Source organism: uncultured Sneathiella sp., from assembly GCF_963973085.1.
Taxonomy (GTDB): Bacteria; Pseudomonadota; Alphaproteobacteria; order Sneathiellales; family Sneathiellaceae; genus Sneathiella.
In genome coordinates this window covers 411,647-436,773 of record NZ_CAXAXA010000001.1, presented here as the reverse complement: position 1 = coordinate 436,773, position 25,127 = coordinate 411,647, and the positions used below count along the sequence as shown (strand labels likewise).

Genomic DNA, 25,127 nt, shown 5'->3' with positions numbered 1-25,127 from the left:
AATGGGATCACTCACAGTCAAGGTAAACGGACGTTCCTATCCCATCGTCTGCGGTGACGGGGAGGAGCAGCATCTGGAATATCTGGCGGAATTCGTCGATAAAAAGGTGCAGGACCTGACAGAATCGATCGGCAACGCGAGCGAGGGGCAGCTCCTGATGATGGCGTCCCTGCTGATCGCCGATGACCTGTCGCAGGCCTATGAGACCATCGAGAAACTTCGCGAGGAAGCGGAAGAGGGCAGCAAGAGCGTATCCCAGGACGATTGGGCCGAGAAAATTGAGGCTATTGCACAAAAGCTAGAAAGTGCTTAAATGAGCAGTGCTGCACTGGCTTGTGCGTTAGACGAATGACATCCTGGGGCCAATAACGAAATCCTGGGAGCTGATCCCTGACTGGACCGTGGTCCTATCATACCGGCGCCCACCTGACTTGTCAGGCCACAGAGATTTCCACGCGTCGACGGCTATGTTGGTGCAGCATTCTTTGTTTATTTCCGACGATTGATGAAAATCCGTTCGTGACCTTATCCCTTTCCCAGCAGAAACAGACCCAGCGCGATGCAGCCTTCACCGCCCGCGCGGCAATGGCGGCAGACGGCGCAAGCGATGCGGCAGCGGCGGTTTTCCTTGGTGAATTCACCGCGTTGGCGGGGGAAATAATTTCGCTTTACTGGCCGCTTGGCACTGAGCTTGATACACGGTCGCTTCTCCATGCGCTGCATGAGCGGGGCGTGACCTGCGCGCTTCCCGTCGTCGAGAAAAAGGATCATCCGCTCGCCTTTCGGAAATGGGAGCCGGACACGGTGCTGGAATCCGGTACCTTCAAGGTGCTTGTTCCGGCAAAGTCCGCACCCTATGTCACACCGACGCTGGTGATCACGCCGATGCTTGCCTTTGACGCCGCGGGCTATAGACTGGGCTATGGCGGCGGTTTTTATGACCGCACCCTTGAGAAGCTGAAACGGGAGGGGGATTGCGTGGCGGTCGGCTATGCCTATGCGGCGCAGGAGGTGGCGGAAGTTGTCACTGACCGCTATGACCATCGGCTCGATTGGGTTGTGACGGAGCAGTATGTTAGGAAAATAGTTTGAAAATCCTGTATTTCGGGGATGTGGTGGGCCGGTCGGGCCGGGAGGTTCTTATCGAGAAACTACCGGAGATCCGAAAGCGGCTGTCAACGGACTTTGTTGTTGTCAATGGCGAGAATGCGGCGGGCGGCTTCGGCATCACCGAGAAAATCGCCAATGAATTTTATGACGCCGGGGCGGATTGCATTGTCCTTGGCAATCACAGCTTCGACCAGAAGGAGATCATGCCGTATCTGGAGAAGGACGCGCGGATGCTGCGCCCGCTCAACTACCCCAAGGATACCCCCGGCCGCGGAGCCAGCGCCTTCAAGACCCGGCGCGGCAAGAGCATTCTGGTCATGCAGGTGATGGGGCGGCTGTTCATGGATCCGCTCGATGATCCGTTTGCGGCAGTGGATAAATTACTTGCCGGAAATCCGTTGGGCAGGAAATATGACGCGATCCTTGTCGATATCCATGGCGAGATTACCTCAGAGAAAATGACCATGGGCCATTATTGCGACGGCCGCGTCTCCATGGTGGTGGGTAGTCACACTCATATCCCGACGGCGGATGCGCAGATTTTTCCGGGCGGCACGGCCTACCAGACGGATGCCGGGATGTGCGGCGATTATAATTCGGTGATCGGCATGGACAAGGATGAGCCGCTGCGTCGCTTTACGCGGAAAATTCCCGCCGGACGCTTTACGCCGGCCTTGGGACCGGGAACGGCCTGCGGTATTTTTGTGGAAACGGATGACAAAACCGGCCTTGCGAAATATATTTCACCGCTCCGGGTGGGTGGCCGCCTGATCGAGCAATGGCCCGCAATCGACTAACTAAAAGGCGCGGTGTAAAAAGGACGTGCCTCTTGGCGGAGGATCGGTTACAAACGGCGGAACATTCAAACATCGTTAACAACCGTATCAAGACCAAGAGATGAGACATGGCGGGACATTCCCAATTCAAGAACATTATGCACCGCAAGGGTGCGCAGGATAAAAAGCGGGCCAAGATCTTCGCCAAGCATATCCGCGAACTGACCGTGGCGGCGAAATCCGGCCTGCCGGACCCGGCCATGAACCCGCGCCTGCGCGGCGCGATCTCCGCCGCCCGAAGCGATAATATGCCAAATGACAATATCGACCGGGCGATCAAGCGCGCCTCCGGCGAAGGAAATGCGGAAACCTACGAGGAAATCCGCTATGAAGGCTATGGTCCCGGCGGCGTCGCCATCATTGTCGAGGCGCTGACCGATAATCGCAACCGAACCGCCGCCGATGTACGTGCGGCCTTCTCCAAGTCCGGCGGCACGATGGGCGAGACAGGCTCTGTCTCTTTCATGTTTGACCGGATTGGCCAGGTTATCTTCCCGGCGGAGAATATCGATGCCGACGAGATGTTCGAGGCGGCGCTGGAAGCGGGTGCCGAGAATGTCGAAAGCGACGGGCAAATCCATGACGTGACCTGCGCGATGGAGGATTTCAACGACGTCCGCGACGCGCTGGAGGAGAAATTCGGCTCTCCGCAGGAGGCGGGTGTCGTCTGGAAGCCGCAGAACACCATTCCGGTAGAGACGGAAGACCTGGCCAATTCCCTCTTCAAGCTGGTGGATGTACTTGAGGATAATGACGATGTGCAGAAGGTGTCGGCCAATTTCGACATTCCCGAAGAAATCATGGAGAAACTGGACGGGTAACTCTTAAAAGGGTAGTAGTTTTATTATGCGTTTACTGGGGCTGGATCCGGGACTTCGCCACACCGGCTGGGGGATCATCGAGGCAGAGGGCAACTCCCTTCGCCATCTGGCCAATGGCGCGATTTCCTCCGATGGCACACTGGGCTTGTCGCAGCGTCTGGTCCAGCTCTATGACGGCATTGAGAAAGTCATTGCTGAGTGGCAGCCGGTTGAGGCCGCCGTCGAGGAGACCTTCGTCAACAAGAACCCGGTCTCGACCCTGAAACTCGGTCAGGCGCGCGGCATTTCCCTGCTGGTACCGTCTCTTCACGGCCTTGCGGTTGAAGAATATGCCCCCAACAAGATCAAGAAATCCGTGGTCGGTGCGGGTCATGCGGGCAAGGACCAGATCCACGCCATGGTCAGCATGCTGCTGCCCGGCTGCGTGATCGCCAATGAACATGCGGCAGATGCGCTCGCCGTTGCCATCTGCCATGCCCATTATGCGGGCAGCCGGCGCAACCTTGGGAAGGCCACCATGATGGCGGGACGGGCGTTATGATCGCGAAGCTGACCGGAAAGCTCGATAGCATCGGCGAAGACTGGATCGTCATCGATGTTGGCGGCGTCGGCTATCTTGTCTTCTGTTCCGGTCGCACGCTTCGAAGCCTGCCGGAAGTAGGCGGCATTGTCTCGCTGCATATCGAAACCCATGTGCGCGAGGATCATATTCATCTCTACGGTTTTGACGGCGTGGCGGAACGGGCATGGTTCCTGCTTCTGCAGACCGTGCAGGGGGTTGGCGCGCGCGTCGCCCTCGGTATCCTCTCCCTCTATGCCGGGGAGGAGCTGACGCAGATCGTCGCCGCCCAGGACAAGACGGCGCTCACCCGCGTGTCCGGCGTCGGGCCCAAGGTCGCGGGCCGGATCACGGCGGAGTTAAAAGACAAGGTCGCGAAAATGGACTTGGGTCCTGTTGCCTTCAATGCAGAAGTGAGTTCATCGGCGCCGAAACCGGCGCAGGCCGCCGCCGGGGATGCGGTCTCGGCGCTGGTCAATCTTGGCTATGGCCGGGCGGACGCCTTCGGTGCTGTGGCCGCCGCTGCGCGCACCCTCGGCCCCGACGCCACCGTTGAAGCCCTGATCACCGCCGGACTGAAGGAGCTTGCCGCATGAGTGAAGAGAGGCTTGTCAGCACTGCCGCAAACGGTCAGGACGATATCGAGACACAGTTCCGCCCGCAGGTCCTTGCTGATTTTATCGGCCAGAAGCAGGTCCGCGAGAATTTGAGCGTCTTTATCCAGGCGGCGAAGTCGCGCGGCGAAGCGCTGGATCATGTGATGTTTTTCGGTCCCCCTGGCCTTGGCAAGACAACGCTGTCGCAGATTGTCGCGCGGGAGCTGGGCGTTAATTTTCGCGCCACTGCCGGTCCGGTTATCACCAAGGCGGGCGACCTTGCGGCGCTGCTCACCAATCTTGAGAAAAACGACGTCCTTTTTATCGACGAAATCCATCGCCTGAGCCCGGCGGTGGAGGAAATTCTCTATCCGGCGATGGAGGATTTCCATCTCGACCTGATCATCGGGGAGGGACCGGCGGCGCGTTCCGTGCGCATCGACTTGCCGCCGTTCACGCTGGTTGGCGCGACAACGCGGTCGGGCCTGATCACGACTCCGTTGCGCGAGCGCTTCGGCATTCCGCTCCGGATGAATTTCTATGAACCGGACGAGTTGCAATTGATCGTCGCTCGCGGCGCGCGGGTGCTGGGAGTGAATTTGAGCGAAGACGGTGCGGTCGAGATTGCCCGCCGCAGCCGGGGCACGCCCCGCGTCGCCGGTCGCTTGCTCCGTCGGGTGCGCGATTTCGCGGCCGTGGCCGGGGCTGACCTCGTCGATGCGGTCAAGGCCGATGCCGCGCTTAACCGTCTTGAAGTGGATAAACGCGGGCTGGACAGCATGGACCGGCGCTATCTCGGGCGGATTGCCCATGACTTCGGCGGCGGGCCGGTCGGGGTGGAGACGCTTTCGGCAGCTCTGTCCGAGCCGCGCGACGCCATCGAGGATATTATCGAGCCCTATCTGATCCAGCAGGGCTTTCTGCAGCGCACGCCGCGCGGACGGTTGCTGACGAAGGCCGCGTTCGATCATCTCGGCCTGGCCTTTCCGAAAACTGTGAGTGAGCAGCTGTCGCTGATCGAGGAAGAGACGCCTGATGACTGACCCCAGAGTGCTCGGCCGGTTCGAGAGCGGCGACAACGGGACACAACATATTTTCCCGCTGTCCGTTTATTGGGAAGATACGGATGCGGGCGGCATTGTATATTATGCGAATTATCTCAAGTTCACCGAGCGGGCACGCACGGACATGCTGCGTGGGCTGGCGATCAACCAGCAGGCGATGATGGAGGAGGAGGGCGCGAATTTTGTGGTTCGCGCCTGCGAGGTCGAGTATCTCCGCCCGGCGCGGATGGAGGATGAACTGGAAGTCGTCACCTCGGTGACGGATTTGCGGGGCGCGTCCCTGCATATGCGGCAGGATATCAACCGCGGCGACGAGCGGCTGGTGGAGACAAAAGTACGGGTCGCCTGCCTTGATAAGGAAGGAAGGCCGCAGCGTCTTTCTTCTGCCATAAATGAAAAGTTTAATGCGTTATTAGGCAATTCGGCTTTGCGAGCGAAGACTTTAGCCAGGGAAGAGTAAATGGAAAACGATGCAATTGTGGTCTCCCAGATGGGGGGCGAGGCTCATGATTTATCGATGATCGGCCTGTTTGTGCAGGCGGATATTGTTGTGCAGATCGTCATGATCGTGCTGATCTTGGCGTCTTTCTGGAGTTGGGCGATCATTATCGACAAGATTATCCGCTTTCGCCGGATCACGGCCGATGCGGACGACTTCGAGAATGAGTTCTGGTCCGGCGGCAATCTGGAAGACCTGCACCGCCGCGTCGGAACGAGCCCGGATAATCCGCTGGCCATGCTGTTTGCCGCGGCAATGAAGGAATGGTCCCGCTCGACCGAGAGGGGCCTCGGCAAGCATACCCATACCGGATTGCAGGCACGCATCCATCAGGTGATGCGGGTGACAATTGATCGCGAGGTGGAACGGCTGGAAAAATATCTCGGCTTCCTTGCGACGGTCGGCTCGACGGCGACATTTCTGGGCCTTTTCGGCACGGTCTGGGGCATCATGAACAGCTTCCAGTCGATTGCCGCCACCAAGGACACCAGCCTCGCCGTTGTCGCGCCGGGTATCGCGGAGGCGCTGTTCGCCACTGCGCTTGGCCTCGTTGCGGCCATTCCGGCGGTTGTCGCCTACAACAAATTCTCCAACGATCTGCAGCGGATCATTACGCGGCTGGAAGGGTTTGCCGGGGAATTCTCCGCCATCCTCTCGCGCCAGCTCGATCAGGACGACTGATATGGATGCCAATAACTACAAAGCCTTTACTGGCAAGGGCCGCCGCCGCCGCCATACCCAGATGTCGGAAATCAACGTGACGCCCTTCGTCGATGTGATGCTGGTGCTGCTGATCGTGTTCATGGTGACGGCGCCGCTGCTCACCGTCGGTGTCCCGCTGGAACTGCCCAATACCAAGGCAGCAACGGTGCAGGGCAATGACGAGCCGCTGGTCATCAGCGTCGATGGCGAGGGGCGGCTGTTCCTTGAGGACGTGGAGGTCATGTTGGAAAATCTGGTGCCAAAACTCCAGGCCGTTACCGGTGCCAAGCAGGATCAGCGCATTTTCGTGCGCGGCGATACCAATGTCAATTACGGGCGCGTTCTTGAGGTCATGGGTGAAATCCATGATGCCGGGTTCAAGCGCGTTGCCATGGTTTCCGCCGGTCCCGGCACAGCGCGATCCGGCACGACACAAGACAGTAACCAGTAAGGGGTCCTCCGACCGATGAGAGTGCCTGCCTTAGCTTCGGCCGTTTTGCATATGCTGATCCTTGTGGTCATGTATACGGGCTTGCCGTTGTTCACGGACCCGAAGCTGTTCGAGCCACCAGTGATTATCGAGGTGGAACTGGTCGATGTGGCGGAGATAACGAACCTGCCAGAACCGGCGCCCGATCCGGTCGAGGAGAAGGAACCGGAGCCCGAGCCGAAACCGGAGCCAAAACCGGAACCCGCGCCGGCGCCCAAGCCCGAACCAAAACCGGAGCCTGAGCCGGAACCCAAACCCGAGCCGGAACCGGAGCCCGCGCCAAAGCCCGAACCTGAGCCGGAGCCGGAACCAGCCCCCGAGCCAACGCCCGAGGCCAAACCCGAGCCCAAGGAAGAGCCCAAGCCCATTCCGAAGCCGCCGGTGAAACCGAAGCCAAAGCCGAAACCGGAACCCAAGCCTGAACCGAAGCCGGAGCCGAAGAAGCCCGAGCCGAAAAAACCGGCATTCGACGTCAATCAGCTGAAGGCGCTGTTGGACAAGAAGAAGCGTGAGCAGGCGGCAAGCTCCCCGGAGACGGCTGACATAAAAAAGCCCAATTCTGCTGAAAAAGTGCCGAATTCTTCAAGCAAGGCGATGGATGCGTCCCTGCCGATGACGATCAGTGAGCTGGATGCGTTGAAACAACAGGTGCAGAAATGCTGGAACGTGCCGACGGGCGCGGTGAATGCGGAAGATCTGGTGGTTTCAATTGAAGTCAGGCTAAATCAGGACGGATCATTGAACGGCAACCCGAGAATTGTTAATGAGGGATCCTATAAGAGCGATTTCCACCGGATCGCTGCGGAAAGCGCAAAGCGTGCTATCATCCTCTGCGGACCCTATAAACTGCCGGCGGATAAGTATGAACGCTGGCGCGAGATTACGATGAACTTCGACCCCAAGGATATGTTCACACAATGAGAAAAGTTGAAATGCGTAAAATCCGGCTTTACAGCGTGATGATGGTCGCCCTTGTTGCCAGCCTCGTTGCGGCGAGCATAGCCCGGGCCGAGCTTGTCATCGATATCACCCAGGGTAATATCGAGCCGATGCCGATCGCGGTCACGGATTTTTATGCCGATAACGAGGCGACGGCGAAAATCGGCAAGCAGATGGCGGAAGTGATCCGCGCCGATCTGGAGCGCTCCGGCCTGTTTGTCAATATCGACCCGCGCGCCTATCTCCAGCCGCCGAAAGACCTGCAGGTGACGCCGGTGTTCGCCAACTGGCGCAAGATTGCCGCGCAGGCGCTCTCCACAGGTCTCGTCCGGGCGCTTGGCGATGGCCAGATCAATGTGCAGTTCCGTCTCTGGGATGTCTTCGCGGAGCAGCATCTGACTGGCATTCAGTATACGACACCACCATCGAACTGGCGGCTGACCGCGCATCTGATCGCGGATCAAATATATAAGCGGCTGACCGGTGAGGAGGGGTATTTCTCCACCCGTATTGTCTATGTTTCGGAAAGTGGCCCGGCGGACCGGCGCGTGAAACGTCTTGCGGTCATGGATCAGGACGGAGAAAACCATCAGTTCCTGACCAGCGGCAACGAACTGGTGCTGACACCGCGTTATTCGCCGACGCAGCAGGTGCTGACCTATCTTTCCTATTTCAACAATAAGCCGCGGGTGTATCTTTACAACCTCGATACCGGACAGCAGGAAATCCTCGGTGAGTTTCCGGGCATGACCTTCGCACCGCGCTTCTCCCCCTCGGGTAACCAGGTGGTGATGAGCATGGCCCAGGACGGCAATTCTGAAATATATTTGATGGACCTCCGGACCCGGGAGATGAAGCGCCTGACCAGCCATCCAGGCATCGATACAGCGCCGTCCTTCTCGCCCGATGGCACGAAAGTCGCCTTTGAATCGGACCGTGGCGGCCGCCAGCAGATCTATGTGATGAACGCAGACGGCTCAAATGTGCAACGAATTAGCTTCGGTAGTGGTAATTATGGCACACCTGTCTGGTCCCCACGCGGGGACCTGATTGCCTTCACAAAGCTGACCGGGGGGCAGTTTTCCATAGGTGTAATGCGCACAGATGGCTCACAAGAGCGGATTTTGACCGAAGGCTTCCATAATGAAGGCCCTACCTGGGCTCCGAACGGACGTGTTTTGATGTTTTTCCGGCAGATTCCGGGAAAAAATGATGGCACTGGCGATAAAGTTCGCTTGTGGTCCATTGACCTAACAGGATATAACGAACGCGAGGTAATCACGCCCGGCGACGGGTCCGATCCGGCGTGGTCGCCACCGTATAACTTGAACAGGTGATAGCAAACTATTATAGTTTACGGGATTTAAAATATTCGGGGGACCATCTTTTACAGTTTCTCATTGATACATCGTATCCTTGTGTAACGTGAGATACCCAAAGTTCAGAGATTTCCAGAGGATGGGAGTTAAGTAAATGCGGCTCAATCTAGGCCTTAAGACTTTAAGTATTTTCACAGCTTTGCTGCTGGTTGCAGCTTGTGAAACAGCACCTACGGAAACCGGCGACAGCTCAGGGGGAGGCGCGGCTACCCAGACGGGCGGATCCGGTTCCACAACAACTGTTGTGACGGAATCCACAACAACCACGGTCCAGCCCGGCAGCCAGGAAGACCTGGTTCTGAATGTTGGCGACCGGGTTTTCTTCGGTTTCGACGAATACAGCCTGAGCAATGAAGCGCAGGCAACATTGCAGCGTCAGGCCGCTTGGCTGAAAGCCAATCCAACGGTTACCCTTCTCATCGAAGGCAACTGTGATGAGCGCGGCACCCGTGAATACAACCTGGCTCTTGGTGAACGCCGGGCAACGGCCGTCAAGAACTACCTCGTAACCTTGGGTATTTCGCCGGACCGTCTGTCCACAATTTCATACGGCAAGGAACGTCCGGTCGCTCTCGGTCATAACGAGGCTGCCTGGGCCCAGAACCGCCGTTCGGTTTCGGTTGTAAACTAATCACAACCTAGACAATCCGACGCCCGCTGCCGTGCTAACTGGTTTAGTGACGACGGCGGGCGTTTTTTTTGAGCAGGGGCCCGTGTCGGGGCCGGTCCGACTTGCGCTGGCCATAAAAATGCCAATATTTCAAACAAGCTTGGTAGGCTGTAACAGGACCAGATGGAGCGAGGAAAGGGCGGACCGCTGATGAATTGGAACGTTTCAACGATGGAAACCGGGAAATCACGACTTCCCGCCGGGATAACGCTTCTCACCGGACTTCTCATGCTGGCGATTGCCCAGTTCGCCGCTCCGGGACTTGCGGTGGCCCAGAGCAACAGCGAAATCAAGGCCCTTGTCGACCGGATCAACCGGCTCGAACAGGACATCACCGATATGCAGCGGCAGGTCTTTACCGGCGCCGCGCCGGCGCCGCGCCCGGCCGCGCCCAGCAGTTCATCCTCCCTGCCGGCCACCTCGGGCGGTGACATCAGCCAGAACGGACTTAACCTCCTGCTGCAGCGGATCAGCGCCCTGGAAGACGAGCAACGCCGCCTGACCGGCGCGCAGGAAGAGGCCTCCTTCAAGATCAACCAGATGACGACTCGCCTCGACAAGCTGGTCAAAGACGTGGATTTCCGCCTGACCGATATCGAGCGTCGCCTCGGGACCTCGGGCGCGCCTGCCGACGCGATGTCTGGCGCGACGGGTGCCCCGGCACCGCTTCCCGGTTCGGGGTCAACACTGGGCTCGAACAGCTCTTCGGCCGGAACCAGCTCATCCAGCGGTGAGCCGGTCGTTGTCGGCGGCGACAGCCTCCCGTCGGGCAATCAGGTCCTCGGCACGCTTCCGGCAAATTCGAATACGACGACCTCCGGCACCTCGGCGTCTGGCGGATCTTCCACGGCGCCTGCGGGCGGGTTGGGAGGATCCAGCGGATCTTCGACAACCGTGGCTTCTGCGCCGACAGGCGGCGGCCTGCCGGATGGCTCAGCCTCCGAGCAATATAACTATGCCATCTCCCTCGTTCGGCAAGATCGCTACGACGAGGCGGAGCGGGCCTTTACCGAGTTCCTCTCGCGCCATAAGGACAGTAATCTCGCGGGGAATGCCCAATACTGGTTGGGCGAGACTTATTATGTCCGAGGCGATTTCCCCAATGCCGCCTCCGCCTTTTTTGATGGATATCAGAATTATCCCGATAGCTCCAAGGCGGCGGACAACCTGCTGAAGCTGGCCATGACCCTCGGTCAGATGGACCAGAAGGAAGAGGCCTGCGCCACCTTCGCGCAGATGGACAAGCAGTTCAGCCAGGTTCCCCCAAGACTGAGACAGACCGCGGATCGGGAAAAGCAGAAGCTCGGTTGCGCCAGCTGATGTAGCGCCATGCCGGATGAGATGACCGCTTCCGGACTTCCGCGCCAATTTGCCCTCATCATGCAGGAGCTGCTGCCGGACGGTGCACCGCCGGCTGGGATCGCGGTTGCCGTCTCCGGCGGATCGGACAGTATGGCACTGGCGCTGTTAAGCGCCCAATGGACAGCGAAATCCGGCATTCCCCTTTTCGCGCTCAGCGTCGATCACGGCTTGCGCCCAACTTCAGGGGCGGAGGCGGATCGGGTGCTGCACTGGCTCACGGCGCGCGGGATAGAGACGCAAATTCTCAAATGGGACGGACCCTATCCGAAAACCGGCATTCAGGAGGCTGCGCGCGACGCACGCTATCGGTTGATGCAGGACTATTGCGCCCGTCACGGGATCGGTGCGCTGCTGCTTGGACATCAGCTTGAAGACCAGCTTGAAACCATGCTGATGCGCCTCTCCAAGGGGAGCGGGCTTGAGGGCCTGACTGCCATGCAGATGAAAAGCCGCTTAGAAGAACTCAGCCTGTTGCGGCCACTATTGTCCCTGCGCCGTGAGGTGTTGCGGAATTTCCTGCGGGCGGAAAAGCAGGACTGGATCGACGATCCCAGCAATGAAAATCCGGTCTTTACCCGAACCCGCGTCGGCGCTGTCCTGACCGAGCTGGCGCAGCTTCCGGGCAGTAATCTGGATAGCATCGCACTCTCCCTCTCGCGGTTGCAGCGAGCGTCGCACAGTCTGGATATCCTTGCCTATCAGAAAATTCGGGAAAGTTGCGAAATCAGCCGGTTCGGTTTTATCCGCCTGCCGCGGGCGGCGCTGGACGGTTGCCCCGATGAGTTGGCGTTGCGCGTCCTCAATGCACTAATCCGCTGTGTCGGCGGGGGCCAGCGGATCCGGCTTCAGGCTCTGGAACAGCTATACAATCGCCTGTTTCAGGAGAAGACGGAAAAAAGCGCCACACTCGCTGGGGCGCAGGTTCAGGCCTCTGGCCCAGACTGGCTTGCCTGTCGGGAGCCGGGCCGCGCAGGCCTGCCAGAAACAGAAGTCGCGCCGGGCGAAGGGGGCTGGATCTGGGATAATCGCTTTCTCATTACCGACAACACGCCGGAACAACTCCTGCCGGAGCCCCTCCGGCTTGCTGCGCTCGGGGAGGATGGGGGGCGACAGATCCGTGACCATGCAGACGAAAGTTTCATGTCGCAGCTTCCCGCAAAGGTCCGCCACAGCCTGCCCGCCCTCTGGTCGGGGGAGGAAGTTGTCGCCGCGCCGCTGTTAATGACGGGAAAATCGGAACATTTTCCCCTAAATCACCGATTTTCCATGGAATTTAGGGCATTTTACTGGATACCCGGCTCAAATTCGTGATAATTATCGTTTATAAACAAATGCCCTATTGGAACTTGATGTTAACGGATTATATCTAGAGTCAATCCAGGTTAGCGGGCGCGTCTAAGGCGATCGGTTCGGCCAGTCTCCGAAGTGGAAGGAAATTTTTTAGTGAATCTTTTTGGCAAGAACATTGTGCTCTGGGTAATCATTGCCCTTCTCGTCGTGGCACTTTTTAATATTTTTAATGATCCTTCCCCGCGCAATGCCGGGACGTCCATGCCCTATTCGACCTTCCTGACGGAAGTTGAAAACGGTCGCGTGAAAAACGTCACCATTCAGGGACCGAACATCAAGGGTGTCACGGACGATGGCCGTTCCTTCACAACTTATGCACCGGAAGATGCCTCTCTCGTTTCCAAGCTGAGCGATCATGGCGTACTGATCAATGCCGCGCCGCAGGAAGAAGGCAGCATGCTGATGGCGACGCTGCTTTCCTGGTTCCCGATGCTGCTGTTGATCGGTGTCTGGATTTTCTTCATGCGCCAGATGCAGGGCGGCGGCGGCAAGGCCATGGGCTTTGGCAAGTCGAAAGCAAAACTGCTGACGGAAAAACATGGCCGCGTGACATTTGAGGATGTCGCCGGTATCGAGGAAGCGAAAGAAGAGCTTGAAGAGGTTGTCGACTTCCTCAAAAATCCCCAGAAATACCAGCGCCTCGGCGGCAAGATCCCGAAGGGTGTGCTGCTGATCGGACCTCCGGGTACCGGTAAGACATTGCTGGCGCGCTCCGTCGCCGGTGAGGCAAATGTGCCGTTCTTCACCATTTCCGGCTCTGACTTCGTTGAGATGTTTGTCGGTGTCGGCGCAAGCCGTGTCCGCGACATGTTTGAACAGGGCAAAAAGAATGCGCCCTGCATCATCTTCATCGACGAAATTGACGCCGTTGGCCGTCATCGTGGCGCCGGTCTTGGCGGCGGTAATGACGAACGCGAGCAGACCCTCAACCAGATGCTGGTGGAGATGGACGGCTTTGAGACCAATGAAGGCGTGATCCTGCTGGCTGCGACCAACCGTCCGGACGTGCTCGATCCGGCGCTGTTGCGCCCTGGCCGTTTCGACCGTCAGGTCGTAGTGCCGAACCCGGACATCATCGGTCGCGAGAAAATCCTGAAAGTGCATATGCGCAAAGTGCCGCTGGCTCAGGACGTGAACCCGCGTACCATTGCCCGCGGTACGCCCGGCTTTTCCGGGGCGGACCTTGCCAACCTTGTGAATGAGGCAGCGCTTCTGGCGGCGCGTAAATCACGGCGTCTGGTCACCCAGCAGGAATTCGAGGAAGCAAAAGACAAGGTCATGATGGGCACCGAGCGTCGCTCCATGGTCATGTCAGAGGATGAGAAGAAACTCACCGCCTATCATGAAGGCGGCCATGCGCTTGTCGGCATGCATATGAAGGCGTCAGACCCGATTCACAAGGCAACGATCATCCCGCGCGGTCGTGCGCTCGGCATGGTCATGCGCCTGCCGGAGAAAGATAGCTATTCGCTGCGCCGCGACCAGTGCCTGGCCCATCTTGCCGTGGCCATGGGTGGCCGCGTGGCGGAAGAAATGATCTTTGGTCACGATGCGGTGACGACTGGCGCGTCCGGCGATATCAAGATGGCGACCGATATGGCCCGCAAGATGGTCACCGAATGGGGCCTGTCCGATAAGCTCGGTCCGTTGCTCTATGGGTCGAACCAGGAGGAGGTTTTCCTCGGTCACTCCGTTTCGCAGCAGAAGAATATGTCTGATGCGACAGCTGATGTTATCGATCAGGAAGTCCGCCGTTTTGTCGAGGAAGGCGAGGCAACTGCCCGCAAGATCCTCAATGAGCATGTGGACCAGCTGCACCGGATTGCCAAGGGTCTTCTTGAATATGAAACACTGAGCGGTGATGAAATCAAGATACTGATGGATGGTGGCGATATTAACCGCCCCGAGGATATCGAGACACCGGTGGACAAGGGCCCAAGCTCAACGGTACCTGAAGCCGATGGCCATAAGAAACCCGACGGTCCCGGCGGCATGGAACCGGAACCTCAGCCGGGCAGTTAAGGAACAGCTCCTCTGTGAGCACAAAAGGCCCCGCGTGATTGCGGGGCCTTTCTTCTATGAGAGAGACCGTATGGAAGAACCTGCGCAGACCGGTCGGAAACGTCCCCGGATCATGGGCATTGTCAATGTCACGCCGGACAGCTTCTCTGACGGAGGCAAGCATTTCAGCGCCGGCGGGGCGATCCGCCATGCGCACAAGCTGGCGGCGGACGGTGCCGACATTCTTGATATCGGCGGCGAGAGCACTCGCCCCGGCGCCGACGCCATCAGTGTGGACGAGGAATGCGGTCGCGTCATTCCGGTGATCGAGGGATGCCGCGATCTCGGCGTGGATATTTCCATCGACAGCCGCAAGAAAGACGTGATGAAGGCGGCGGTAACAGCGGGCGCGACGATCATCAATGATGTAAGTGCGCTGGAATACGATCCGGGCAGTTTGGATTATGTCGCGGTAAGCGGTCTGCCTGTCTGCCTGATGCACAGCCTTGCCGATCCCAAGACAATGCAGGACAACCCGGTCTATGACGATGTGGTGGCGGAGGTGATGGCCTATCTGCAGTCCCGCGTTACCCTCTGCGAGGCAGCGGGGATTGCGCGCGAAAAGATCATTGTCGATCCGGGCATCGGCTTCGGCAAGACCATCGATCATAATCTTGCGCTTATCAAGGCGCTGCCGACATTCCGCGCCCTCGGCTGCGATGTCCTGCTTGGTGCATCGCGCAAAGCCTTTATAGGCCGCTTGACCGGTGAAGCGGAGGCAGAAAACCGGGTTTTCGGTTCGGTCGCCGTGGCGCTCTACGGGGCTCAGGCCGGGGCCGATATCCTGCGGGTTCATGATGTCCTCCAGACCCGTCAGGCCCTGCAAATGTGGCAGGCCATCGACAATGCCTCTTTTTAGACATGTTTTAAGGGTTTTCTGTTAGGGTGCATCCGGCATTTACGATCAATAGAGTATAGTATGACACGGAAATATTTTGGGACGGACGGCATTCGCGGCACCGCGAACAAGGATCCGATGACCGCCGAAATCGCGCTGAAAGTCGGGAAATCCGCAGGCAAGAAGTTTGCGGGGCGCGGCAATTTCCGCCACCGCGTCGTCATCGGTAAGGACACCCGCCTGTCCGGCTATATGGTGGAACCGGCGCTGACAGCGGGCTTTACCTCAGTCGGGATGGACGTGATTCTGGTCGGGCCGCTACCAACCCCGGCAATTGCCATGCTGACCCGGTCGCTGCGCGCGGATATCGGGGTTATGATCTCCGCCTCCCATAACTCGTTCGAGGATAACGGCATCAAGCTGTTCGGCCCGGATGGCTATAAACTCTCCGATGATGTGGAGAAAAGCATCGAGGCGGACCTGATTGATGACAGTAATATCGTTCTTGCGGAACCAAAGCTTCTGGGCCGGGCCCAGCGGCTTGATGACGCGCAAGGCCGCTATATCGAGTTTGCCAAGAGCAGTTTCCCGCGACATCAGCTCCTGAAAGGGCTCAAGATTGTGGTCGATTGCGCCCATGGCGCGGCCTACAAAGTGGCTCCGACGGTTCTGTGGGAGTTGGAGGCGGACGTGATTTCCATGGGGGTTACCCCCAACGGCTTCAATATCAATGACGGCTGCGGTTCGACCGCGACAGAGGCCATGTGCGCCCGCGTCGTGGAGGAGGGCGCGCATCTCGGCATCGCGCTCGACGGCGATGCGGACCGGCTGCTGATCTGCGATGAAAACGGGCGGCTGATCGACGGCGACCAGTTGATGGCGCTGATCGCCCGCACCTGGCAGGAACGCGGGAATCTCCGGGGCGGCGGCATTGTCTCGACGGTCATGTCGAACATGGGCCTCGAAAAATATCTGCAAAGCCATAACATGACCCTTGCGCGCACCAATGTCGGCGATCGTTATGTGGTCGAGCATATGCGCGAGCATGGCTTCAACGTCGGTGGGGAGCAATCAGGGCATATCGTGCTCAATGACTATAGCACCACTGGCGATGGGCTGATTGCCGCATTGCAGGTTCTCTCGGTGATAGTCGAGAAGGGGCGCCCGGTGAGCGAGGTGTGCTACAACTTTGACCCGTTTCCGCAAATCCTGAAAAATGTGCGCTATTCGAATGGTGACCCACTTGCGGGGGATGCGGTGCAAAAGGCCATCCGCGACGGTGAAATCCGCCTCGGAACGGAGGGTCGGCTCCTGATCCGGAAATCCGGGACCGAGCCATTGATCCGCGTCATGGGCGAGGGGACCAACGACGCCCTGGTCAGCGAGATCGTCGATAATATCGTCGGAGAGGTAACCGCCTCAGCCGGCTAGCAGAACAAAAAGACTTTCAAGGGGACAACATGCAGGGGCGTGTATTGATCATTGCCGGATCGGATTCCGGCGGCGGCGCAGGTATTCAGGCGGACATCAAGACGGTGACAGCGCTCGGCGGCTACGGGATGACGGCGATTACCGCGCTCACCGCTCAGAATACCCTCGGCGTCGAGGCGATCGAGGAAATCTCCGCCCCTTTTGTCGTCAAGCAGATCGAGATGGTGCTGAAAGATATCGGCGCTGATGCCATCAAGATCGGCATGCTCCATCGCAAGGAAGTGGTTGAGGCGGTCGCGGCCCTGTTCGACCAGATTGACAACTTGCCACCGGTTGTGCTGGACCCGGTGATGATCGCCAAGGGCGGCGCCAGCCTGATCGCGCAGGATGCGAGCGAGGCCATCAAGGCGCGGCTGATCGGTCCCCATACCCATATCCTGACACCGAATATCCCGGAAGCCGAGCAGCTGACGGGCATGAAGATAAAGAATCTTTCCGATATGGAGAAGGCGGGCCGCGCGCTGCTGAACGAGGGGCCTGTCGCGGTCCTGATGAAAGGTGGCCATGCGGAAGGCGTGGAGATTGTCGATCTCCTTGTCTCGCCGCAGGGAATACAGACTTTCTCCCATCGCCGGATCGACAGCCGGCACACTCACGGGACGGGGTGCACGCTCTCCTCGGCCATCGCGACGGGGATCGCGCAAGGATTGAACGTTCCCAAGGCAGTGGAACGGGCTATCCGCTATGTGGAAAACGCAATCTTCGAGGCGCCGGGCTTCGGCGCCGGGCACGGCCCGCTCAATCATGGGCACACAGTCGGACGATTTGACTGACGCTCTAGATTGCCTCCAGCGCTGTGATCAATTGGTCGATTTCCTCTTCCGTATTATAGTAATGAAATGAAGCCCTTACCATGCTTTCCAATCCTCGTTTCTCAAGATCGTAACGGGTGCTGGAGAGGTTGGTAACGGAGACATTGACGGCTTTCCCGGCGAGCAGGGCTTTAATTTCATTGGCGGATTTTTCTGCATGGGTGAAAGTAACGATCCCGCCCTTCTTCGCGCCGATATCCTGCACCGTGATTGCGGGCAGAGCGGCGAGTTTTTCCCGTGCGGTCGCGGCGAGAGCGCAGAGGCGGGCGGAGGTTTCTTTAATTCCCAGATCCAGCAGGTAATCCACCGCCACCCCGAGGCCGATGACAGCGGCGACATTGAACTCCCAGTTTTCAAAGCGCCGCGCATCGTCGCGCATTTCATATTGGTCTATCGAGATCCATTCCGCTCCGTGCATATCGAGGAACGGTGGCTCCAGCTGGTCCATAAAGCCTTTGCGGACATAGAGAAAGCCGGTGCCGCGCGGGCCGCGAAGATATTTCCGCCCGGTGACCGACAGCATGTCGCAGCCGATTTCTTCGACATCGACCGGGATCTGCCCGACGGCCTGGCAGGCATCCAGCAGATAGGGAATGCCGTGCTTTCGGGCGACCTTGCCGATCTCCGCCGCCGGGTTGATCAGGCCACCGTTGGTCGGGACATGGGTGACGGAGATCAATTTTACTTTGTCGTCGATCATCTTTTCCAGCGCGGCGACATCCATCTGGCCGCTGTCATCGCTCGGCACGAAGTCGATTTTCACCCCGGTCCGTTTCGCGACCTGAAGATAGGCAATGACATTGGCGGCATATTCCGCCTCCACCGTCAGGATACGGTCGCCCGTCTCGAAGCGCATGCCGTAAAAGGCCATCTGCCAGCCGACAGTTGCATTCTCCACCAGTGCGATTTCGCTGCGATCGCAGTTTATCAGTTCCGCAATGGCATCATAGGTTCGCTCAAACGCTGCCTTCGCGCGCGCCTGTGCCTCATAACCGCCGATGGCCAGCTCCAGATCGAGATGGTCCTTCACTGCGTCATAGACGGGGAGCGGCATCAGCGCCGCCCCGGCGTTGTTGAGGTGAATGCGGGTTCCTGTGCCCGGTGTCTCCGCCCGGAGTTTGTCGATATCCAGCGTCATGATTTCCTTCCTGTTTAGCGATGCCCGGCGACGGCGTGGGGGATATAGACCTCCTTGAGGCGGGCAAGCTCGTCCATTTCCAGGGATATATCGAGGGCCGCCACGGCCTCATCCAGCTGGTACATCTTGCTGGCCCCGATGATCGGGCTGGTGACGACGGGGCTGTGATGCACCCAGGCGAGGGCGATCTGCGCCGATGTGACGCCGCGTGCCTTGGCGATGTCCTGCACGACGGCGAGTACGTCATAATCAGAATCCTGACCGATTTTCATGGATTTGATCATCGCGTCGGAGCGTGAGCGGGTCGTCTCCCCCTCTGCATCCTTCTTCTTGTTTCCGGCGAGGAAACCGCGGGCAAGCGGCGACCAGGGAATGACGCCGATGCCCTGATCCTTGCAGAGCGGCAGCATTTCGCGTTCCTCCTCCCGATAGACGAGGTTATAGACATTCTGCATGGAGACAAAGCGTGCCCAACCGTTCCTTTCCGAGATGGCGAGCGCCTTCATAAGCTGCCAGGCAAACATAGAAGAAGCGCCGATGTAGCGGGCCTTGCCAGCGCGCACAACATCGTTGAGCGCTTCCAGCGTTTCCTCGATCGGGGTATCATAGTCCCAGCGGTGAATCTGGTAGAGATCGACATAGTCGGTCCCCAGGCGTTTCAGCGAATCATCGATGGAATGCATGATATGCTTACGCGAGAGGCCGCCGGAGAGCGGGCTTTTCCCCATGCGGTTGAAGACTTTCGTCGCGATGACGATTTCATCACGCTTCGCATAGTCCTTCAGAGCCCGGCCGACAATCTCCTCTGACACCCCCAAAGAATACATATCGGCGGTATCGAAGAAGTTGATGCCATAATCCAATGCCTTTTTGATGAAGGGGCGGCTTTCCTCCTCGGGCAGGACCCAGTCCCGCCAGTTCGGATCGCCATAGGTCATGGTGCCGAGGCACAGCTCGCTCACTTTCAGGCCGGTATTGCCCAGTCGTTTCAAATTCATTTTTATCTCCGCTACAGGATTTTCTTGAGCGCCGCGACCAGTTTATCGACGTCGGCGTCATTGTTAAAGAGGTGAGGTGTCACCCGGAGGGAGGAGCCGCGCACCGAGATATAAATTCCCTCCGCCAGCAGTGTTTCGAGCAGGCCCTTCGGCAGTCCGCCCTCGCGCCTGAGGCCGAGAAAATGCCCGGCCCGAAGGGATTGCGGCAGCGGCATGAGGCCGAGACTTTCGCATTTTCCGGCGATATCCGCCGTGCGGGCGGCAAGCGTCATTTGAATATCCGCAATGCCCCAGTCGAGAAGTTGTTCGAGCGCCGCAATCGCCATCGGCATCAGGGAAAAATTCGCCCGCTCCCCCATGTCATAGCGGCGTGCGCCGGGCTGATAGTCATCGGCATAGTCGACAAGCCCGGAAAAATCCTCCGCTCCGGCGCGGGTGATCCAGTTATATTCGAGCGGCTCGCCCGCCTGAAACTCCGGCGTGACATACAGGAAGCCAAGGCTGTAGGGACCGAGCATCCATTTATAACAGGCGGCCACGAGAAAATCCGGCTTCACCTTGGCAACATCGATAGGCATTGCGCCAATCGATTGTGTGATATCGAGCACCAGCTTCGCCCCGACTGCCCGGAGCGCCGCTCCGATTGCCTCCAGATCAAGAAGCGATCCATCGGTCCAGTGGTTGTGGGGCAGGGCGGCAACGGCGACAGTCTCGTCGATGGCAGCCAGCACGGCGGCGGTCCAGTCATGATCGGCGGGGATGGGGATGGTGACAATCTCCGCGCCGCATTGGGCCGCCCGCTCGCTCCAGCAATAGACGTTGGACGGGAACTGTTCTTCCAGCAGCAGGATTTTCTGACCCTTTTGAAGTGGAATATTCCTCGCCGCGATGGCAAGGCCGTAGGACGCGCTCGAAATAATCGCGACATCATCGGCGCGCCCGCCCACCAATTTTGCGAACAATCCCCGCGCCGTTTCCGATTCGGTGAAAAAATCGGCGGGCGTCAGGGACCAGGGGCTCGTTTTCCGGTCCACCCCCGCATGACCCGCCGCCCGCACCGCCTTTAACTGCGGCGACATATAGGCGCAGTTGAAATAGGCGATGTCGTCCGGAATATCGAAAAGATGGCGTTGGTTGGGAATCATGATTGAACCTCGGGACTGTTGGTTTTCCTGCATATTCGCCTATGGAAAGGGCGGAAGGCCAGCAATTTATTGTCGTTGTGACAATTGGGTCTATTTGGACGTCATTATGCCGCAGTGCAAAAATAGCGGTTGACTTCCCTTTTGAAATTTTGTCTATGAACGGCGGGCCACATCCCCCCACCGGGATGCTCTAGACTGGAAGGTTTAGTTTATTATGACAGAAGTATTGCGTCCGGAGAGACGCCCTAACTCTCCTATGTTTTCATCCGGCCCTTGCGCAAAGCGCCCCGGATGGTCCCTCCAAAATCTTGAAAATGCGTTTCTTGGCCGGTCTCATCGCGCGAGCGAGGGCAAGGCCAGGCTGAAAGCCGTGATCGACCGGCAACGCGCGCTTCTGGGTATTCCCGATGACTATAAGGTCGGTATCGTGCCGGGCTCGGACACCGGCGCCGTCGAGATGGCGCTGTGGTCGATGCTGGGCGCACGCCCCGTCACCATGCTGGCGTGGGAAAGTTTCGGCTCCGGCTGGGCAACCGATGTTGTCAAGCAGCTGAAGCTCAAGGATGCCGAGGTGATCACCGCCGAATATGGCGAAATTCCCGACCTTGCCGCGACCGATTGGTCCCGCGATGTCGTCTTCACCTGGAATGGCACCACCTCCGGCGTGCGTGTGCCGAATGGCGACTGGATTTCGGAAGCCCGCGACGGTCTCGCCATTTGCGATGCGACCTCCGCCGTGTTCGCGATGGAGATGCCGTGGGAAAAACTCGATGTTGTGACCTGGTCCTGGCAGAAAGTGCTGGGCGGGGAGGCGGCCCATGGCATGCTGGTTTTGAGCCCGCGCGCGGTCGAGCGACTGGAAAGCCATACACCTGAATGGCCGCTCCCGAAGGTCTTCCGCATGACCAAGGGCGGCAAGCTCATTGATGGTATCTTCAAGGGGGAGACGATCAATACCCCCTCCATGCTGGCGGTCGAGGATGCGCTGGACGCCCTTTCCTGGGCGGAAAGCATTGGCGGCGGCAAGGGCATGATTGCCCGCACGGAGGCCAATGCGAAGGTAATCTCCGACTGGGTTGCGAAAACCGGCTGGGTCGATTATCTGGCAAGCGATCCGGCGATCCGTTCCACCACGTCGGTCTGTCTCAAGATCACCGATGACTGGTTCACCGCGCTGGCCGCGGACGATCAGCCAAAGGCGGCGAAAGAGCTTGTTGCGATCCTCGAAAAAGAGGGCGCGGCGCTTGATATCGGGCATTACCGTGACGCTCCGGCGGGTCTTCGGATCTGGGCGGGCGCAACGGTGGAGAAAGCCGATCTTGAAGCATTGATGCCCTGGCTCGACTGGGGCTACGCGACACTTAAAAACACATTCCAGAAATAATCCTGAACGAAGGATCGATATAATGGTCAAAGTCCTTATCTCTGACAAGATGAGCCCGCGCGCTGCGGAAATTTTCCGCGATCGTGGCGTGGAAGTAGATGAAAAACCCGGCATGACGCCGGAAGAGCTGAAAGCCTGCATCGGCGAGTATGACGGCCTTGCCGTCCGCTCCGCCACCAAGGCAACCGCCGAGATTATTGCGGCGGCAAGCAACCTGAAAGTCATCGGCCGCGCCGGTATCGGGGTCGATAATGTGGATATCCCATCGGCAACGGCGGCCGGTATCTGCGTGATGAATACGCCGTTCGGCAATGCCATCACCACCGCCGAGCATGCCATCGCCATGATGTTCTCCCTCTCGCGCCATATCCCGGCGGCAAATGCCTCCACCCAGGCCGGAAAATGGGAGAAATCGAAGTTCATGGGGGTCGAGCTCTACGGCAAGACGCTTGGTGTTATCGGTTGCGGTAACATCGGTTCCATCGTCGCGGATCGCGCTGTCGGCCTCAAGATGAAAGTCGCCGCTTACGATCCTTACCTGTCGCCGGAACGGGCAATAGAACTCGGGGTCGAGAAGATGGATCTCGATGATCTCTTTGCCCGCGCTGATTATATCTCGCTTCATACGCCGATAACCGACAGCACCCGCAATATCATCAACGCGACGAATATTGCCAAGATGAAACCGGGTGTGCGGATCATCAACTGCGCACGCGGCGGCCTTGTGGTTGAGGAAGACCTGAAAGCTGCTCTGGAAAGCGGCCATGTGGCGGGCGCGGCACTGGACGTATTTGTCGAGGAACCGGCAAAGGAAAACATCCTTTTCGGTCTGGAAAATGTGGTGACGACGCCGCATCTCGGTGCCTCCACCGATGAGGCGCAGGTCAATGTCGCTATCCAGGTGGCCGAGCAGATGTCCGATTATCTTCTGGTCGGCTCCGTCACCAATGCGCTCAACATGCCGTCCGTCACGGCGGAGGAAGCGCCGAAGCTGAAACCCTATATGGAACTCGCCGCCCAGCTTGGCAGCTTTGCCGGGCAGGTGACGGAAAGCGGCATCAAGTCTGTCCGCATCGAGTATGAAGGGGCGGCGGCAAGCCTGAATACCAAGCCGCTCACCTCGATCATCATACAGGGACTTCTGAGCCCGTTGCTTGATACCATCAATATGGTCAATGCACCGCTGGTCGCGAAGGAACGCGGGATTGATGTCACGGAGAGCTTCAATGACCGGGAGGAGGATTACCAGACCCTGATCCGCCTCTCGATCACGACGGAGCATCAGACGCGCGATATCGCAGGCACCCTGTTCGGAGACAACCGGCCGCGCATCGTCAGCATCAAGGGCATCAATATGGAGGCGGAAATCGGCCCTCATATGCTCTATGTTACGAACCAGGACAAGCCGGGCTTCATCGGGGCGCTGGGGTCGGTTCTGGGCGATGCCGGGGTCAATATCGCGACCTTCCATCTTGGCCGTCACAAGCAGGAAGGCGAGGCGATTGCCCTGATCGAGATAGATTCGGAACTCTCGCTCGCAACGCTTGAAAATGTGTGCAAGTTGCCGCATGTGGCGCAGGTGAAGCCGCTTAAATTCTAGGCGGTAATGGCGAAATAGAACGCCTTCGGGCGACTTCGGAAAAGCGGCGCTCAAAAAGTGCCGCTTTTTTGCTGTTCCTGTTGGCGACGACGGGGAAATATGCTTTATAGGCCCACGTAATGAATGACTATTCCGAAAAAGGCCTGCTGCCCGCCGGTTTGGCAGATATGCTCCCGCCCGCGGCTGCGCGTGAGGCCCGCATCAACCGTACCCTGATGGAGGTTTTTGCGAGCAATGGCTATCAGCAGGTAAAGCCCCCCCTGATTGAATTCGAAGAGCATCTCCTGGAAGGTGCCGGGGCAGCGCTTGCCTCGAAAATGTTCCGGGTGATGGATCCGGCATCGCACCGCATGATGGGCATCCGCACGGATATGACGTTGCAGATCGCCCGCGTTGCCACGACCCGCATGAAGCAGGACCCGCGCCCCTTGCGCCTGTCCTATGCCGGGCAGGTCCTGCGCGTACACGGTACCCAGCTCAGGCCGGAACGGCAGTTCGCGCAGGCCGGGGTGGAACTCATCGGCCCCGCCGAGACCGCTGCGGATGCGGAGCTGATCCTGCTCGCAGCGGAGGCGCTGAAGGCGCTGGAGATCAAAAAATTCTCGATCGACCTGACCTTGCCGACTTTGGTGCCGACCCTGTGCAACGAGCTGAAGATTGATGAGGAGACCGCGCAATCCGCCCGTGCTGCCCTCGACCACAAGGACGCGGCGTTGCTGGCCGACTTTGAAACGCCCCTGTCAACAAACCTGATTGCCCTGCTGAAAGCGTCAGGTCCGGCAAAGCAGGCGATTGCTGCGCTTGACGCTCTCTCCCTGCCGCCCGAGAGCGCGGCGCAGGTGGAAGGGCTGAAACGCGTGGTCGAACAGCTGGAAAATGCCGCGCCGGAGCTTACCCTCACTATTGATCCCGGCGAGTATCGCGGCTTCGAATATCAGACGGGGCTCAGCTTTACAGTCTTTGCCCGCGGTGTACGCGGGGAGCTTGGCCGGGGCGGACGTTATCTGTTGATGGACGGGGAACATGCCTCCGGCTTTACGCTTTTCCTCGACAGTCTGATGCGGGCGGTGCCCCGCAAAGTGACCGACGACCGGCTGTATCTGCCCTTCGGCACCTCCCTTGAGGCGGGATACGGCTTGCGTCAGGAAGGCTGGAAAACCGTGGCGGGGCTGGCCCCGGAACAGGATATCGAGGCGGAGGCCAGGCGCCTCCATTGTGGACATCTCTTCGGCGCCGACGGCGTCAAAAAACTCTCCTGACATAGACAAGCATTCAAGGATACA

At 58.7% G+C, this 25,127-nt stretch carries 25 protein-coding genes and 1 other RNA gene; 23 read left to right on the top strand and 3 right to left on the bottom strand.

Going from position 1 to position 25,127, the window contains the following annotated elements:
• Position 1: 1 nt before the first annotated feature.
• From AACZ19_RS02045 to thiD, 20 genes are all read left to right on the top strand, one after another.
• Positions 2-313 carry a cell division protein ZapA gene (locus AACZ19_RS02045; RefSeq protein WP_339630650.1) on the top strand — a complete coding sequence of 104 codons (312 nt, stop codon included), beginning with the start codon at positions 2-4 and terminating at the stop codon, positions 311-313.
• Between the two features lie 9 nt (positions 314-322).
• Positions 323-481: non-coding RNA, 6S RNA (ssrS, locus tag AACZ19_RS02040), on the top strand.
• A gap of 38 nt (positions 482-519) precedes the next feature.
• The gene (locus tag AACZ19_RS02035) at positions 520-1,092 is read left to right on the top strand and encodes a 5-formyltetrahydrofolate cyclo-ligase (protein WP_339630648.1); all 573 of its coding nucleotides are present in this window, start codon (positions 520-522) and stop codon (positions 1,090-1,092) included.
• Complete coding sequence (locus AACZ19_RS02030; RefSeq protein ID WP_339630646.1) at positions 1,089-1,907, top strand: TIGR00282 family metallophosphoesterase; 819 nt, start codon at positions 1,089-1,091, stop codon at positions 1,905-1,907. The genes AACZ19_RS02035 and AACZ19_RS02030 overlap by 4 nt, the downstream gene beginning before the upstream one ends.
• Before the next feature lie 107 nt (positions 1,908-2,014).
• Positions 2,015-2,767, top strand: coding sequence for a YebC/PmpR family DNA-binding transcriptional regulator (locus AACZ19_RS02025; RefSeq protein ID WP_339630644.1), 753 nt, complete (start codon positions 2,015-2,017; stop codon positions 2,765-2,767).
• Positions 2,768-2,792: 25 nt separating this feature from the next.
• Complete coding sequence (gene ruvC, locus AACZ19_RS02020; RefSeq protein WP_339630643.1) at positions 2,793-3,308, top strand: crossover junction endodeoxyribonuclease RuvC; 516 nt, start codon at positions 2,793-2,795, stop codon at positions 3,306-3,308.
• Positions 3,305-3,922, top strand: coding sequence for a Holliday junction branch migration protein RuvA (gene ruvA, locus AACZ19_RS02015; protein WP_339630641.1), 618 nt, complete (start codon positions 3,305-3,307; stop codon positions 3,920-3,922). Before ruvC ends, ruvA begins: the two co-directional genes overlap by 4 nt.
• Positions 3,919-4,965, top strand: a complete 1,047-nt coding sequence (ruvB, locus tag AACZ19_RS02010; RefSeq protein WP_339630639.1) for a Holliday junction branch migration DNA helicase RuvB — start codon at positions 3,919-3,921, stop codon at positions 4,963-4,965. The genes ruvA and ruvB overlap by 4 nt, the downstream gene beginning before the upstream one ends.
• Positions 4,958-5,446 (top strand): tol-pal system-associated acyl-CoA thioesterase, encoded by a 489-nt coding sequence (ybgC, locus tag AACZ19_RS02005; protein WP_339630637.1) that lies wholly within the window; start codon positions 4,958-4,960, stop codon positions 5,444-5,446. The genes ruvB and ybgC overlap by 8 nt, the downstream gene beginning before the upstream one ends.
• The gene (gene tolQ, locus AACZ19_RS02000; RefSeq protein ID WP_339630635.1) at positions 5,447-6,166 is read left to right on the top strand and encodes a protein TolQ; all 720 of its coding nucleotides are present in this window, start codon (positions 5,447-5,449) and stop codon (positions 6,164-6,166) included.
• 1 nt (position 6,167) lies between these two features.
• Complete coding sequence (gene tolR / locus AACZ19_RS01995) at positions 6,168-6,638, top strand: protein TolR (RefSeq protein ID WP_339630633.1); 471 nt, start codon at positions 6,168-6,170, stop codon at positions 6,636-6,638.
• Between the two features lie 15 nt (positions 6,639-6,653).
• Positions 6,654-7,598 carry a cell envelope integrity protein TolA gene (locus tag AACZ19_RS01990; protein WP_339630631.1) on the top strand — a complete coding sequence of 315 codons (945 nt, stop codon included), beginning with the start codon at positions 6,654-6,656 and terminating at the stop codon, positions 7,596-7,598.
• Entirely contained in the window at positions 7,595-8,953 is a 1,359-nt protein-coding gene (tolB, locus tag AACZ19_RS01985) for a Tol-Pal system beta propeller repeat protein TolB (RefSeq protein WP_339630629.1), read from the top strand. Before AACZ19_RS01990 ends, tolB begins: the two co-directional genes overlap by 4 nt.
• A gap of 136 nt (positions 8,954-9,089) precedes the next feature.
• Complete coding sequence (gene pal / locus AACZ19_RS01980; RefSeq protein WP_293960012.1) at positions 9,090-9,626, top strand: peptidoglycan-associated lipoprotein Pal; 537 nt, start codon at positions 9,090-9,092, stop codon at positions 9,624-9,626.
• Between the two features lie 189 nt (positions 9,627-9,815).
• Positions 9,816-10,985, top strand: a complete 1,170-nt coding sequence (ybgF, locus tag AACZ19_RS01975) for a tol-pal system protein YbgF (protein ID WP_339630623.1) — start codon at positions 9,816-9,818, stop codon at positions 10,983-10,985.
• Between the two features lie 21 nt (positions 10,986-11,006).
• On the top strand, positions 11,007-12,338 hold the full coding sequence (gene tilS, locus AACZ19_RS01970) for a tRNA lysidine(34) synthetase TilS (protein WP_339630621.1): 1,332 nt from the start codon (positions 11,007-11,009) through the stop codon (positions 12,336-12,338).
• 132 nt (positions 12,339-12,470) lie between these two features.
• On the top strand, positions 12,471-14,399 hold the full coding sequence (ftsH, locus tag AACZ19_RS01965) for an ATP-dependent zinc metalloprotease FtsH (RefSeq protein ID WP_339630619.1): 1,929 nt from the start codon (positions 12,471-12,473) through the stop codon (positions 14,397-14,399).
• Positions 14,338-15,297 carry a dihydropteroate synthase gene (folP, locus tag AACZ19_RS01960; protein WP_339630618.1) on the top strand — a complete coding sequence of 320 codons (960 nt, stop codon included), beginning with the start codon at positions 14,338-14,340 and terminating at the stop codon, positions 15,295-15,297. Before ftsH ends, folP begins: the two co-directional genes overlap by 62 nt.
• Positions 15,298-15,357: 60 nt before the next feature.
• Positions 15,358-16,707 carry a phosphoglucosamine mutase gene (gene glmM, locus AACZ19_RS01955; RefSeq protein ID WP_339630617.1) on the top strand — a complete coding sequence of 450 codons (1,350 nt, stop codon included), beginning with the start codon at positions 15,358-15,360 and terminating at the stop codon, positions 16,705-16,707.
• A gap of 29 nt (positions 16,708-16,736) precedes the next feature.
• On the top strand, positions 16,737-17,540 hold the full coding sequence (gene thiD, locus AACZ19_RS01950; protein ID WP_339630616.1) for a bifunctional hydroxymethylpyrimidine kinase/phosphomethylpyrimidine kinase: 804 nt from the start codon (positions 16,737-16,739) through the stop codon (positions 17,538-17,540).
• A gap of 4 nt (positions 17,541-17,544) precedes the next feature.
• Here thiD and AACZ19_RS01945 read toward each other — a convergent pair whose 3' ends face one another.
• The 3 genes from AACZ19_RS01945 to AACZ19_RS01935 are packed head-to-tail and all read right to left on the bottom strand — an operon-like array spanning position 17,545 to position 20,860.
• Positions 17,545-18,717, bottom strand: a complete 1,173-nt coding sequence (locus tag AACZ19_RS01945; protein ID WP_339630614.1) for an aminotransferase class V-fold PLP-dependent enzyme — start codon at positions 18,715-18,717, stop codon at positions 17,545-17,547.
• A gap of 14 nt (positions 18,718-18,731) precedes the next feature.
• Positions 18,732-19,715 carry an aldo/keto reductase gene (locus AACZ19_RS01940; RefSeq protein WP_339630612.1) on the bottom strand — a complete coding sequence of 328 codons (984 nt, stop codon included), beginning with the start codon at positions 19,713-19,715 and terminating at the stop codon, positions 18,732-18,734.
• 11 nt (positions 19,716-19,726) lie between these two features.
• Complete coding sequence (locus AACZ19_RS01935) at positions 19,727-20,860, bottom strand: aminotransferase class V-fold PLP-dependent enzyme (protein WP_339630610.1); 1,134 nt, start codon at positions 20,858-20,860, stop codon at positions 19,727-19,729.
• Between the two features lie 214 nt (positions 20,861-21,074).
• Between AACZ19_RS01935 and AACZ19_RS01930 the strand changes: the two genes are divergently transcribed.
• The 3 genes from AACZ19_RS01930 (at position 21,075) to AACZ19_RS01920 (ending at position 25,103) form a co-directional block, all read left to right on the top strand.
• Positions 21,075-22,244, top strand: a complete 1,170-nt coding sequence (locus AACZ19_RS01930) for a phosphoserine transaminase (RefSeq protein ID WP_339630609.1) — start codon at positions 21,075-21,077, stop codon at positions 22,242-22,244.
• Positions 22,245-22,266: 22 nt separating this feature from the next.
• Positions 22,267-23,844 (top strand): phosphoglycerate dehydrogenase, encoded by a 1,578-nt coding sequence (gene serA / locus AACZ19_RS01925; protein ID WP_339630608.1) that lies wholly within the window; start codon positions 22,267-22,269, stop codon positions 23,842-23,844.
• Positions 23,845-23,963: 119 nt separating this feature from the next.
• On the top strand, positions 23,964-25,103 hold the full coding sequence (locus tag AACZ19_RS01920; protein ID WP_339630606.1) for an ATP phosphoribosyltransferase regulatory subunit: 1,140 nt from the start codon (positions 23,964-23,966) through the stop codon (positions 25,101-25,103).
• Positions 25,104-25,127 lie beyond the last annotated feature (24 nt).

Excerpts from the sequence above, each read along its gene's own strand:
- AACZ19_RS02045 (WP_339630650.1), top strand. The coding sequence starts at position 2 with ATGGGATCACTCACAGTCAAGGTAAACGGACGTTCCTATCCCATCGTC.
- AACZ19_RS02025 (WP_339630644.1), top strand. The coding sequence starts at position 2,015 with ATGGCGGGACATTCCCAATTCAAGAACATTATGCACCGCAAGGGTGCG.
- ruvC (WP_339630643.1), top strand. The coding sequence starts at position 2,793 with ATGCGTTTACTGGGGCTGGATCCGGGACTTCGCCACACCGGCTGGGGG.
- ruvA (WP_339630641.1), top strand. The coding sequence starts at position 3,305 with ATGATCGCGAAGCTGACCGGAAAGCTCGATAGCATCGGCGAAGACTGG.
- ruvB (WP_339630639.1), top strand. The coding sequence starts at position 3,919 with ATGAGTGAAGAGAGGCTTGTCAGCACTGCCGCAAACGGTCAGGACGAT.
- ybgC (WP_339630637.1), top strand. The coding sequence starts at position 4,958 with ATGACTGACCCCAGAGTGCTCGGCCGGTTCGAGAGCGGCGACAACGGG.
- tolQ (WP_339630635.1), top strand. The coding sequence starts at position 5,447 with ATGGAAAACGATGCAATTGTGGTCTCCCAGATGGGGGGCGAGGCTCAT.
- tolR (WP_339630633.1), top strand. The coding sequence starts at position 6,168 with ATGGATGCCAATAACTACAAAGCCTTTACTGGCAAGGGCCGCCGCCGC.
- AACZ19_RS01990 (WP_339630631.1), top strand. The coding sequence starts at position 6,654 with ATGAGAGTGCCTGCCTTAGCTTCGGCCGTTTTGCATATGCTGATCCTT.
- tolB (WP_339630629.1), top strand. The coding sequence starts at position 7,595 with ATGAGAAAAGTTGAAATGCGTAAAATCCGGCTTTACAGCGTGATGATG.
- pal (WP_293960012.1), top strand. The coding sequence starts at position 9,090 with ATGCGGCTCAATCTAGGCCTTAAGACTTTAAGTATTTTCACAGCTTTG.
- ybgF (WP_339630623.1), top strand. The coding sequence starts at position 9,816 with ATGAATTGGAACGTTTCAACGATGGAAACCGGGAAATCACGACTTCCC.
- tilS (WP_339630621.1), top strand. The coding sequence starts at position 11,007 with ATGACCGCTTCCGGACTTCCGCGCCAATTTGCCCTCATCATGCAGGAG.
- folP (WP_339630618.1), top strand. The coding sequence starts at position 14,338 with ATGGCCATAAGAAACCCGACGGTCCCGGCGGCATGGAACCGGAACCTC.
- glmM (WP_339630617.1), top strand. The coding sequence starts at position 15,358 with ATGACACGGAAATATTTTGGGACGGACGGCATTCGCGGCACCGCGAAC.
- thiD (WP_339630616.1), top strand. The coding sequence starts at position 16,737 with ATGCAGGGGCGTGTATTGATCATTGCCGGATCGGATTCCGGCGGCGGC.
- AACZ19_RS01945 (WP_339630614.1), bottom strand. The coding sequence starts at position 18,717 with ATGACGCTGGATATCGACAAACTCCGGGCGGAGACACCGGGCACAGGA.
- AACZ19_RS01940 (WP_339630612.1), bottom strand. The coding sequence starts at position 19,715 with ATGAATTTGAAACGACTGGGCAATACCGGCCTGAAAGTGAGCGAGCTG.
- AACZ19_RS01935 (WP_339630610.1), bottom strand. The coding sequence starts at position 20,860 with ATGATTCCCAACCAACGCCATCTTTTCGATATTCCGGACGACATCGCC.
- AACZ19_RS01930 (WP_339630609.1), top strand. The coding sequence starts at position 21,075 with ATGACAGAAGTATTGCGTCCGGAGAGACGCCCTAACTCTCCTATGTTT.
- serA (WP_339630608.1), top strand. The coding sequence starts at position 22,267 with ATGGTCAAAGTCCTTATCTCTGACAAGATGAGCCCGCGCGCTGCGGAA.
- AACZ19_RS01920 (WP_339630606.1), top strand. The coding sequence starts at position 23,964 with ATGAATGACTATTCCGAAAAAGGCCTGCTGCCCGCCGGTTTGGCAGAT.